Annotated in this window: 10 protein-coding genes; 3 read left to right on the top strand and 7 right to left on the bottom strand. The window is 51.7% G+C overall.

Annotated features, from left to right (window positions below):
• Positions 1-12: 12 nt before the first annotated feature.
• The 6 genes from B9D94_RS07915 to hemE form a co-directional block, all read right to left on the bottom strand.
• Positions 13-819, bottom strand: a complete 807-nt coding sequence (locus B9D94_RS07915) for a DUF92 domain-containing protein (RefSeq protein ID WP_006211719.1) — start codon at positions 817-819, stop codon at positions 13-15.
• Positions 820-849: 30 nt separating this feature from the next.
• Positions 850-1,473, bottom strand: a complete 624-nt coding sequence (locus B9D94_RS07910) for a fumarylacetoacetate hydrolase family protein (protein WP_006211720.1) — start codon at positions 1,471-1,473, stop codon at positions 850-852.
• 3 nt (positions 1,474-1,476) lie between these two features.
• Complete coding sequence (locus B9D94_RS07905) at positions 1,477-2,250, bottom strand: glycerophosphodiester phosphodiesterase (protein ID WP_006211721.1); 774 nt, start codon at positions 2,248-2,250, stop codon at positions 1,477-1,479.
• A gap of 38 nt (positions 2,251-2,288) precedes the next feature.
• Positions 2,289-3,605, bottom strand: coding sequence for a CapA family protein (locus B9D94_RS07900; protein ID WP_076150980.1), 1,317 nt, complete (start codon positions 3,603-3,605; stop codon positions 2,289-2,291).
• A gap of 149 nt (positions 3,606-3,754) precedes the next feature.
• Positions 3,755-4,696, bottom strand: coding sequence for a ferrochelatase (gene hemH / locus B9D94_RS07895; RefSeq protein ID WP_063480229.1), 942 nt, complete (start codon positions 4,694-4,696; stop codon positions 3,755-3,757).
• A 35-nt stretch (positions 4,697-4,731) separates the two neighbouring features.
• Positions 4,732-5,790 carry a uroporphyrinogen decarboxylase gene (gene hemE / locus B9D94_RS07890; RefSeq protein WP_148246770.1) on the bottom strand — a complete coding sequence of 353 codons (1,059 nt, stop codon included), beginning with the start codon at positions 5,788-5,790 and terminating at the stop codon, positions 4,732-4,734.
• 236 nt (positions 5,791-6,026) lie between these two features.
• Here hemE and B9D94_RS07885 point away from each other — a divergent pair, with 236 nt between their 5' ends.
• Positions 6,027-7,238, top strand: a complete 1,212-nt coding sequence (locus B9D94_RS07885; protein ID WP_006211725.1) for an MFS transporter — start codon at positions 6,027-6,029, stop codon at positions 7,236-7,238.
• 317 nt (positions 7,239-7,555) lie between these two features.
• Here B9D94_RS07885 and B9D94_RS07880 read toward each other — a convergent pair whose 3' ends face one another.
• Positions 7,556-8,188: an O-methyltransferase gene (locus B9D94_RS07880; RefSeq protein WP_148246769.1), complete on the bottom strand. Its 633-nt coding sequence runs from the start codon at positions 8,186-8,188 to the stop codon at positions 7,556-7,558.
• Between the two features lie 162 nt (positions 8,189-8,350).
• Here B9D94_RS07880 and B9D94_RS07875 point away from each other — a divergent pair, with 162 nt between their 5' ends.
• Entirely contained in the window at positions 8,351-9,499 is a 1,149-nt protein-coding gene (locus B9D94_RS07875) for a THUMP domain-containing class I SAM-dependent RNA methyltransferase (protein WP_006211727.1), read from the top strand.
• A 119-nt stretch (positions 9,500-9,618) separates the two neighbouring features.
• The gene (locus B9D94_RS07870; RefSeq protein WP_148246768.1) at positions 9,619-11,604 is read left to right on the top strand and encodes an LTA synthase family protein; all 1,986 of its coding nucleotides are present in this window, start codon (positions 9,619-9,621) and stop codon (positions 11,602-11,604) included.
• The last annotated feature ends 61 nt before the right edge of the window (positions 11,605-11,665 follow it).

Raw genomic sequence — 11,665 nt, 5'->3', positions numbered from 1 at the left:
GAATGAACTACATTATAACGCAACCAGCACTGCAGTCCCATATGCTGCTGCCCCGCCAAGAAGTGAGCTGAGCAGATTGACGGCATCATTGGACATCCACGAATACCCTCGCATACGTTCGGTCTCCTGTCCGCAGTGCTGCGCCACCTCGACAGTTTTACCGCACGCCGGGCAGCGATACATCACCTGTACAGCCGCCCCGAGATATGAGTCAGCAAATGCACCGACCAATCCCCCGGCAAGGGCCGCCAGAACATATGAGAGTAACTCCGCGTTCATACCGCTCCATTCAGCCAGCAGCCATCCCCCGGCTCCGATCAGTACACTCCCTGCCGCTGCCGCTATGGAGCCCGCCCAGGATACGCCTCCCGATTCTCCGGCAGTCAGCACCTTTCCGTTAAGGACAGAACGCGGCGGCCGCCGGCTGAGGCTTCCTAACTCCGTCGCCCAGGTATCTGCCGTCACCGTAGCCATGACCCCTATAAACAGCAGCACCCACAACTCGGACGGAGCCCATGCGTTTAACAGACACAGCACCATGCCGATACCGCCGTTGGCGAATACTTGTCCTGCATCCCTCCGGCCGGTCTTGGCATAAGATTTCTCCAGATCAGCCTTGCGTTTCTTTCCATATCGGGAGAGCAGCGTAGAAGTAATGAAAAAAAGAAGCAGGGTCCCGAACCAAAACACGTTCCCTGCTCCATAATATATGGTGCCCATCAGAATAGCGGCGGCGGCTCCGGATTCCGATAGCGATCGTTTCCGGTAGGCCGCTCCCGCAACAATGATGGCGCCTGCGGCTCCAATCAGCCAATCCATCTGCAATCCCTCCCATGATAGCTTGCCAGATTACCCGATTTCGCAGCGGCCCAGACGGATGTCTCCCCAGAATAACTCGAATACATCCCCCGATTCAGTTGGACCGACACCTGCCGGCGTTCCCGTGAAGATTAAATCCCCTTTGCCAAGACCATAAAATTCGCCAATATAATCAATAATGCGCTGAAGGGAGAAGATCATATCCTTCACGTTCCCCCGCTGCACCTCATCGCCATTCTTCAATACGGTGAAATCCGTAGCCGCCAGCTTTGCGGTTCCCGGGAATGTTATGGATGGGGTAAGGGGCGCAGAGGATTTGAAGGCTTTCGCCGCGGTCCATGGATGCCCCTTCTCCTTAATCACCGTCTGAACGTCACGCAGTGTGAAATCAATGCCAAGGGCCATTGTTTTTACAAGCTCATCAACCGTCATCCCTGGAGAGTAATCCTCCGCGAGTTGAATGACAAGCTCCCCTTCAAAATGAAGACTGCCGCGATCCAGGGGCAGCTGCAGCACGCTTCCGTCCAGCGGAACGACCGCATGGGAAGGCTTGAGAAAGATCATCGGTTCTTCCGGCACGGCATTGCCGAGTTCGGCGGCATGCAATTGATAATTACGACCAACGCAATATACGTTATTGACTAGGGCACACATACATTAAAACCTCCATTTTCTTCGCCAGAATGGAACTTTTGGTGCAATTTTATGAATAAAAATCTGACCCCAAGTATCGGGCCGGTTCGTGCAGATCATGATGGCCGGATTCATTCTTGCCAGTGATCTCATACTTTTCGCATCATCCACCGTCCACGCCATGGGGGTGATGCCATTCTTCACCAAATCCGACGCAAAGGCTGCATCCAGATGAGAATAACCGATGGATAAAAAAGAGCATTTCATTTGCTTCAAGCGTGATAACAAATTACGGGGATGAGCATCGATAATAAGTCCTGTATTCACTTCGGGATCCAGTTCCTTCGCTTTAATCAAGGCTTTCGGCTCGAAGGAGGTGAGCACCACATCCGGGAGCATCCGGTGAGCATGGACCCGCTCCAGCACAGCCTCTTCCAGACCTGGATACATATCTCCGCTCGTCTTGAGCTCGATATTAAGTTTCAATCGTCCTTTGACAAGCTGCAAGACTTCATCCAGTGAAGGAACCTGCTCCCCCCTGAATTGACGTCCCTTCCATTCTCCAGCGTCCATTCTCCGGATTTCCTGCCAAGTTAGATCCTTCACCTTGCCCCGGCCTGTTGTCGTACGATCTACGCTGAAATCATGTATGACTACAGGGACTCCATCCTGAGTCAGCTGCACATCGATTTCCATCCAGTGCACAAAAGGCTCATCCATCGCCATCTGAATGGCTGCGCGCGTATTTTCAGGTGCGATACCGGAAAATCCCCGGTGAGCCACACATAAATTGTTCATGGTGGGACCTCCTTGGTGTAACTGTTAACGAATTAACATTATTCCACTGTTTTACCTGTTATAACTTCACCATCCGGTGCTATTTTGACACCGCCGATGGATCGGTTCTGTACCTCCTGTAGCAAAGCTTGAGCTTCTTCGCCTTCCAGCGGAATGACCTGTCCGATCTCCGTTCGGTATGGCGTCAGCTTCAGGTCACAGTCTCCTTGACGGCTGCACGAGGCTTGGAATACGGCAGTGCCCCACGTATCGGCATTCCCCGATTTGGTAAATATAAAATTGCCGGTGCTGTACGCGATCCATTTGCCTTTATACTGCTCCAAGCCCTGCAGCACATGCGGATGCCCTCCGATAATCAGATCCGCTCCACCGTCAATGAACGCACGCGACAGATTGATCTGGTATGAATTTGGCGTCTTGTGAAGCTCTTCTCCCCAATGGGCGATCACAACGACCAGATCGGCTTTGGAACGCGCGTCCTGAATCGCTTCAACCGCCTTCGGCAGAACGTGATCATAGGCCCCCGCTACGCCCGGCCTGTTCTCCAGGGCATACCAGGACGTCTCCGGGAGGACACGGCTGAATCCAAGCAGTGCAACCGTCATGCCCTGCAGCTCGAAATACTGTGCCGCAAAGGCTTCTTCTTCATTACGGCCTGCTCCAACATAGCGGATATCATGGTCCTTCAGATGTTTCAAGGTATCCAGAAGTCCTTCCTGACCTTGGTCGAGAATGTGATTGTTAGCCAGATTAACAGCTTCTATCCCTGCTTCTCGAAGGGAAGGCAAAACCTCAGGCGAGGACTTGAATACAAATTTCTTATTGGCCGCGCCAACTCCCCCGGTCGTGACCGGGGTCTCCAGATTGAGAACGGTCAAATCATCCTCCAGGAATGCGGTGCCCAAGTGCTTGTATGGATAGTCATACCCATGTCTCTTCAGCGCATCCTCCACTTTACCAGAGAATAAGGTATCCCCGGCAAAATGCATGATCACCCGTTGGTTGTCATTGGTGCCGGCTGGTTCATCGGCTCCACTGTCTGCAGGTTCGGATGTATCGGGATCCCATTGTTCATCGGGCTCATCCGTATTCGGGTGGGCTGAATCCGTTCCCTCGCCGCCGGACTGCTGCCCGGAACCCGGCTGATCCGGATCGTTCCCTTCCACGCCAAATTCCGGCATACCAGGCAGATGTGCCGTTTGCTGAACAGGATCTTCTCTAAATTTAAAATGATAGACAAGCAAAGCAGCAATCATCAAAATCAGACATAGGTTGAGTATGATCCAAACCTGTCCGGTTCGCTGCTTACGGGCCTTCTTCTCGGCCTTGCTCTTCTCTGATCGTGACAGTTGCATAGGTCACTCCTTTATTCACTTATGAGATCGCGCAATAGCGCAATAAGTCGCTCCCCCCATTATACCAGCTTCCCGGCAAAGAATAGAACCCCCCGTCACCGGGGAGTTCTATATCCATGTTTCATATTCAAATTTTGCGAATAACGGCTTTACAGTCCAATCAGTGTGATCACGGAATCACTGAGCGCTTCCATATAGAGCGGATCGCTGTTCAGCGAATCGATACGCTCAAGCCGCATATCCATTTCCTTGGCAATGCTTTTGGCTTCGATATCCAGATCATACAATACCTCAAGATGGTCTGATACGAATCCGACCGGTGCAACCAGTACATCCTCAACCTGCTCCTCTTTATTCAGAGTTTGCAGTGTGTCCAGAATATCCGGGCCAAGCCAAGGCTCGGCTGTCCGGCCCGCACTTTGCCAAGTAAACTGCCATTTCTTCACGCCAGCTCTTTCGGCTACGGCTTTAGAAGTCTCAAGCAGCTGCTCCTGATAAGGATCTCCTACGGACAAGATACGCTCAGGAAGACTGTGCGCGCTAAACAGCACTCTCACGCTGTCCCGATCAGCGCCTGCCTCTTCGAACTGATTCAGCTTGGCAGACACGCGGTCTGCAAAAGCCTCGATCAGTTTCGGGTGCATGTGATAACTCTCCACGAACGAAATCTGAAGTCCCAGCTCATCCGCTTTGGCTTGAGCACGCTTCACATAGGAACCCACACTCATCGTGGAATAATGGGGAGCAAGCACGATGCCGACAGCTTCCTTAATGCCGTCCTGCACCATTTGCTCAACACCGTCTTCAATGTACGGGGCAGCGTGCTTCAATCCCTGATAGCATACAAATTCAAGGTCGGCACTGCGCGGATCTACATTTAATGTATCCTGCAGCGTCCGAACCTGACGATCTGTGTTCTCACGGAGCGGAAACACACCTCCAACAATCGCCTCATAGCGGTCGGTCAGCTCCTTGAGCTGCTCCTCCGTCGGCTTGTTTCCGCGACGGATATGGGTATAATAACTCTCGATTCCTTCCATGTTCTCAGGTGTGCCGTAGGACATAACCAATACACCAATCTTGTTCTTCATACCATCTCACCTCTGACTAATAAAATATTCACCTTTTAAGAACGTTGTGCACCTGCCTGTAGTGCCTGTGCCGAATACTCATGGATGTAGGATGTCAGCTCACGCAGCTTCTCCAGGGAAGCCTCCGGAAATAAACCGTGCCCTAGATTAAACACAAAGCCCGGCTCCTGAATCCCTTGATCGATGATCTCCTTCGCATACTGCTGAATGACCGGCATCGGTCCGGTCAGCACGGTCGGGTCCAGGTTACCCTGAACAGCATATTTATGCTCTAAACGGCGGCGTCCTTCTGCAATGGACACTCTCCAATCCAAGCCGATCACATCAACGCTGAGATCCGTTAGCGTAGGCAGCAGCTCTCCTGAGCTTACGCCAGGAAAATAAATTTTCGGAACGTGCAGATCCTGAAGCTCTGCAAAAATACGCTTGATGGTAGGAAGCACGAAGGTTTGGAAATCCTGCGGGGACAAGGCCCCCACCCAGCTGTCGAACAATTGAAACGCTTTCCCTCCGTTCGCTACGTGGGCGCGCAAATAAGCAATCACCATGTCTCCGAGTTTATCCATCAGGGAGAACCATACCTTCGGCTCGCTGTACATGAGCTCTTTCGTACGCAGATAGTTCTTGGATGGTCTTCCTTCGATCAGATAGCTGGCAATTGTAAACGGAGCACCGGCAAATGTAATCAGCGGTACTTCAAGCTCCTTGTGCAAGATGCGGATTGTTTCCAGCACATGTCCAAGATCGCCTTCCACATCAATAGGGCGAAGCTTCTCTACGTCCGCTGCAGATCGGATCGGATTGTCGATCACAGGCCCGATATTTTTCACAATATCGAAGTCTACCCCGATCGATGCAACGGGATTCATAATATCGGAATATAAAATAGCTGCGTCCACACCGAGCTTCCGTACCGGCATCAAGGTTACTTCAGCCGCCAGCTCCGGTTGACTGCATATTTCCAGAAGGGAGTACTTTTCTTTGATCTTTCGATACTCCGGGTCATAGCGTCCCGCTTGTCGCATGTACCACACAGGAACATGGCTTACTTCCTGCTTACGGCAAGCGCGGATAAATTGATCGTTATAGGTCATGATTACGGCCCCCATCAGTGTATAAAGTTTCCTATAGAACATTATGCCCTTTTTAAAAGTAAGTAACAACCGTCTTACATGGACATCCTATGAAAATCGCATGACAATCTTATGACATTGTTAGCTTTTGGCATTTTTCAAATATGTTATACTGGAAGAACGGCAATTTTAGGGTAAGACTCCATTCGTCCGGTTCATTCCGGGCTCGACAGCTTAGAAAGGAAGTGACGGGCACATTGACCAATTGGAAAATCAATCTCATTGTGCTTTGGTTCGGACAGTTTTTGGTCAACTCCGGGATGACGATGATCACCCCGTTCCTGACATTGTATTTGGCGCAGGACCTGAATGTTGTAGGGGACCGGGAAATAGGACTATGGGCAGGATTGATATTCGCAGCCAACTTCCTGACATCATTCATTTTTCAGCCGATCTGGGGAAAAGTCGCGGACAAGTACGGTCGTAAACTGATGCTGCTGCGTTCCGGATTCGGCATGGCGCTTGTCATTGCGTGTATGGGCTTTGCCACCCATCCGTGGCATTTGCTCGTTCTCCGTCTTCTGAACGGTACCATATCGGGATTTAACCCGGCGGCTATCTCCCTCGTATCGGGGACCACGCCAAAGAACCGGATGGGATTTGCCATGGGCATCATGCAGTCCGGACAAGTTGCCGGCACGATACTCGGTCCATTAATTGGCGGACTCATGGCCAGTTGGGTCGGGTTCCGGCCAATCTTCTATATTACGGGCGGACTGATATTTGCAGCTTCGCTGCTCGCTTTGTTCCTCGTCAAAGAGAATTTCAACCGTGAGCAGGCGGCCCGGGCACCTCAGACTTCGGTTATCGCCGGACTGAAGGAGCTGAGCCACATTCCGCAGCTGCCGTCCTTGTTCGCGGTCACGTTCCTGCTTCAATTCGCCATGATCAGTCCAATGGCGCTGCTTCCGCTGTATGTTCAGAAGCTGCATGGGTCGGCGGTTGATATCGCCATATGGGCCGGGTTCGTTGTAGCGGTGACAGGGCTCTCGAACATGATCGCCTCGCCGATTCTCGGCAAGCTCAGCGACAAGGTCGGGGCACACCGGATCTTGACGTATGCCTTGATCGGAACGGGACTTACGCTGATCCCGCAGGCTTTTGTGCAGTCCGTATGGCAGCTCATCATCGTACGGTTTATGATGGGGGTCTTTATGGGCGGATTATTGCCGAGTGTCAACGCGCTGATTCGCTCCTATACCCCCGACGGCATGGAAAGCCGCTCCTTCGGCTTCAACACAAGCTCACTTGCGCTTGGCAACATGCTCGGAGCAGTGATCGGCGGGTTCTTGTCCGGATTCATCGGAATTGAGGGGCTGTTTATTACTTCAGGCTGCCTGCTGATCATCAACATGATCTGGGTGAGGCGGAAGCTGTTCTCAGACAAACCCTCGCCCAAGTACCGTTAGATATACAATTCCTGATGGCACCGCTCCAATATCGCTCCAAATTGCAAGGGGCTGTCCGTGGTCACAATCGACCCGAGGACAGCCCCTTTGTTATGAATCAGATCAGATGGCAAGCAGCAAAATGACCTGTGGAAACCTCCCTGAAATCAGGGATCTGCTGTTTGCATATATCCACGGCATACGGACACATATAGGTGTGGATACTGTTAAAGAATTCATACACTGGCCCAAATCTGACTTCCAGTCGACAGTCCAATGGCTGCACTCCTTCCCATGCTCATCTTATCGTTCAGTACACAACATCATGGTGTGTTTAATCATTTAACGCGTGCAAGGATCAACCCGTCATAGGCAGGCAGCAGCGTGCTAACCAGCCTCTCGTCGGTAGCAATGATTTCATTAAAGCGGCGTACCGCCTGAACCGAAGGTCCGTTTTTCTCCGAATTCAACGTTCTTCCCCGCAAAAAGCAGTTATCCCCGGCGATCAGGGCACCCGGATTTGCAAGCTCCAACGCATATTCCAAGTATAGAGGATAATTCTCCTTATCCGCATCAATAAAGAAAAAATCAAATGTCCGCCCTTCCCGCTTCAGAGCTGCCAGGCTATCGGCAGCCGGACCGATCCGGTATTCCACCCGATCCTTGAAGCCGGCCTTCTCCAGATGAGTGCCCGCAAGCGCCGCGTACTCCTCCTTCAATTCCAGTGAAGTGAGTTTACCGTCAGCAGGAAGCCCGCGGCACAGACAGATTCCGCTGTATCCGCCAAGCGCACCGATCTCAAGAGTATTCCGTGCGCCGGCTGTCTGTACGAGCAGGGTCAGCAGCCGACCGTAAGCCGGTGCCACCGAAACCTCGGGCATGCCATGTTCGCGAATGGCCTCTATCACAAGCTGAAGCTCTTCATCTTCAGGATATAATTGGTTAACATAATCATCAGGGGTCGTAAGCAATGAAGCTGCCTCCTTTTTCTTAGTAGCATACCTTATTTCCCGTTAAACCTAACGAGATCTATCATATGATAATTGTCTTAGTCAATGCAATCGCCTATACTATATAGATTGAACCGGCGGCGACTATCGCCGTACACATGTTAAATGGAGTTGACATCGTTAATGCCTCGATTACAATTGATCGCGACAGCCCCGATGGGGCTTGAAGCCGTTGTTGCCCGCGAGCTGAAAGAGCTCGGGTACACGGACATGGAAGTAGAGAATGGTAGAGTTACCTTTACGGGTGACCTGATTGATATTTGCCGCTGTAATCTGTGGCTCCGTACGTCAGATCGTATCCTCGTCAAAATGGGTGAGTTCAAGGCTTTCACCTTTGATGAGCTGTTTGAAGGAACGAAGGCCCTTCCATGGGAAGAATGGATTCCGGCGGATGGCGAGTTCCCTGTGGAAGGCCGATCCCATAAATCGCAGCTTAGCAGCGTTCCTGCTTGCCAAGGTATCGTGAAAAAAGCGATCGTGGAGAAGCTGAAGCTCTCGCATCGTACGGAATGGTTCCCCGAGGACGGTCCCCGTTATGTAGTTGAAGTGTCCTTGCTGAAGGATCGCGCCATACTGACGCTCGATACGACGGGACCTGCCCTTCATAAACGCGGTTACCGCAAGCTGGTAACGGAAGCTCCACTGAAGGAAACTATGGCTTCCGCTCTGCTGCAGCTGAGCCGCTGGGGACCGCATCGCCCGCTGTATGACCCGTGCTGCGGTTCAGGCACCATTCTGATTGAAGCCGCTATGCTGGCCTGGAACATCGCTCCCGGCATGCGCCGCTCGTTCCCGTCCGAGCATTGGGATATCATCGGGAACGACCTCTGGGAAGATGCGCGCGAGGAAGCATTTGACGCTGTGAAGGACGATATTCCGCTGCAGATTGCTGGGAGCGATATCGATCCGAAAGCCATCGAAGTCGCCAGGGCGTCTGCCAAGAGTGCCGGTCTCGCCGGAGAAATCGAGTTCAACGTTCTTCCTGCAGCCAAGGCCATTCCTGAAGGTGAATTCGGATGTATCATAACCAATCCGCCCTATGGGGAACGATTGAGCGAGAAAGAGGAGGTTGAACGTCTGATCCGCCAGCTCGGATCTGTGACGCACTCGCTTCCGACCTGGTCCTTCTTCGCACTGAGCCCGACCAAACAGTTCGAGCATTACTTCGGCCGCAAGGCAGACAAGCGCCGCAAGCTGTTCAATGGCCGGATTGAATGCCAGTACTATCAATATCTGGGTCCCCTGCCGCCGCGTAATAAACCGGCAGAATAATATAATGATCCTACTTCCATCGCCGCCCACGGGCGGCTTTTTTTGCGAGGGCTCCGTTTGAATTCATGCCGGCCCAAACTATAATCTAAAGAATAATGCTGGTGAAGGAGGATATGCCATTGCTCTCATCCCATTCATGGATTGATATCCGAAGACGGGCCTCCAAAGGGCTCCATTACCGGTATACCGGATATTTATTATTCCTTGTCCTTATGATGTACAAGCTCATCCTGCTGGATCATCATCTCCATATTTCCAATATGAAGCTTGATCAAGCAGACTATATCATAGCCGTGGGCTCGCTTCTGCTGGTCTCCTTCTGGACCTTTTGGCTTCCGCCAAGAGGCAGGCTCGCATCTCTAACTTTACTGAATCTGCTGTGGACAGGCATCCTGTACGCCGATTTGATCTACTACCGTTACTTCGATGATTTCATCACGGTACCGGTGCTCCTGCAGGCCGGGCAAGTCGGCTCCCTCGGAGACAGCATCCGTTCTCTTATTCACGGGTATGACCTGTTCTTTTTCCTGGATTGGCTGATCATCGTTCCGTTTACGGCAGTCATGGTATTCCGCAAACGGAGATCGACCACGAATGGTTACCTGTTCCCTGGTGAACAACGCCAGCAGCGTCACAAGCGGATCAATCGCCGTTTGGTAACAGGTACGCTCGTTCTCACCCTTGGTCTTGTCATGACTTTTGTTCCTATCAAAAGAGCTTCGGATACATGGGCGGTAGGCTTGTTTGAGGGCAATTGGTGGAATATCACGCTTTATAACGTGACGGGGCTGATCGGCTTCCATGGATATGATATTTACCGATATGGCCGGGATCACCTGATTGGTCAGCCCAAGCTGGCTGAGGAGGAGGTCAATCAGGTCAAGGCCTGGTTTGATGCCAAACGTATGAAGCCATCCGGTTCTGACGCTTGGTTTGGCAAGTATAAAAACAGTAATGTTATTACGATTCAGACGGAAGCCTTCATGAATTTTGTCGTTGGCCAGTCCGTCGAGGGTCAGGAAATCACGCCGAACTTCAACCGATTGATGAAAGAGAGCATGTATTTCAGCAATTTTTATCATCAAACCGGACAGGGAAGAACGTCCGATGCGGACTTTGTCACACACAGTTCCCTGCTGCCGCTGCCCACGGGTTCCGTGTTTACGCGGTATGCCGATCGTGAATACGATACCCTTCCGGAGATTCTGAAGGAACAGGGCTATGCCGCAAATGTTTTCCACGCCTATGACAGCAGCTTCTGGAACCGGACGACGATGTATCGGGAAATGAAGTATGATCGGTTTTACAGCAAAAAAGATTTTGATATGACCGATGTGCTGGGATGGTCACTCAGTGACAAAGCGTTTTTGGAGCAATCGCTGAATGAGATGGACAGCATCAAGCAGCCCTTCTACTCCTTCCTGATCACGTTAACGAGCCATCATCCGTATTATGTGCCGAAGGATGCCCGGAAGCTGGATACAGGTGCTTTTGAAGGCACGATGTTCGGGGATTATTTACAGTCGATCCATTATGTTGACGAAGCTTTCGGCCAGTTCGTGGACCAGATGAAAGAGCAAGGATTATGGGATAACACCATGCTGATCATCTACGGCGACCACGACAATTCGATCAAGGACAAAGCGGACTACGAGAAGTTCCTCGGACGGGAGCTGAACGCGCTCGACATGGAACAAATCATGAACCAGGTTCCCCTGCTGATCCGCTTGCCGGACGGCGAAAATGCGGGAGTATATTCAGATGCCGCCGGCATGATGAACGTGACGCCGAGCATCCTGCATCTGCTGGGTGTGCCTAGCGAGCCGTATTACTGGATCGGAAGTCATTTGTTTGATGAGGAGCCGCGTCTGATTCCGCTTCGCAGCGGCGCTTTTTCCGATGAAAAGGTGTTCTACCTGCCTTCCGAAACGGCCGGGCTTGAAGGTGGAACCTGTTATGATCTGGTGACGCGTCAGCCAACCGACATCCAGGCATGTCGTGATGGATATGATGAGACGCAAAAGCAGCTTAAGATATCGGATCAAGTCATAACGTATGATTTGCTGAAGCAATTCAAAACACAGGGCGGAGCAGAAACGAAGTAACAAGGCAGCCAGACCAGGCATCCTTACCTTTGTTCTCTTTGCAAAAACGAGGGTTTCTCAA

It is taken from the genome of Paenibacillus sp. Cedars, assembly GCF_003184205.1.
GTDB classification, from domain to species: Bacteria; Bacillota; Bacilli; order Paenibacillales; family Paenibacillaceae; genus Paenibacillus_AQ; species Paenibacillus_AQ glucanolyticus.
This window is presented reverse-complemented; position numbering and strand designations above follow the sequence as displayed.

What these genes read in the sequence shown, in the direction of transcription:
- hemE (WP_148246770.1), bottom strand. Translation starts at nt 5,790, where the DNA reads ATGACCTATAACGATCAATTTATCCGCGCTTGCCGTAAGCAGGAAGTA.
- hemH (WP_063480229.1), bottom strand. Translation starts at nt 4,696, where the DNA reads ATGAAGAACAAGATTGGTGTATTGGTTATGTCCTACGGCACACCTGAG.
- B9D94_RS07905 (WP_006211721.1), bottom strand. Translation starts at nt 2,250, where the DNA reads ATGAACAATTTATGTGTGGCTCACCGGGGATTTTCCGGTATCGCACCT.
- B9D94_RS07900 (WP_076150980.1), bottom strand. Translation starts at nt 3,605, where the DNA reads ATGCAACTGTCACGATCAGAGAAGAGCAAGGCCGAGAAGAAGGCCCGT.
- B9D94_RS07910 (WP_006211720.1), bottom strand. Translation starts at nt 1,473, where the DNA reads ATGTGTGCCCTAGTCAATAACGTATATTGCGTTGGTCGTAATTATCAA.
- B9D94_RS07875 (WP_006211727.1), top strand. Translation starts at nt 8,351, where the DNA reads ATGCCTCGATTACAATTGATCGCGACAGCCCCGATGGGGCTTGAAGCC.
- B9D94_RS07915 (WP_006211719.1), bottom strand. Translation starts at nt 819, where the DNA reads ATGGATTGGCTGATTGGAGCCGCAGGCGCCATCATTGTTGCGGGAGCG.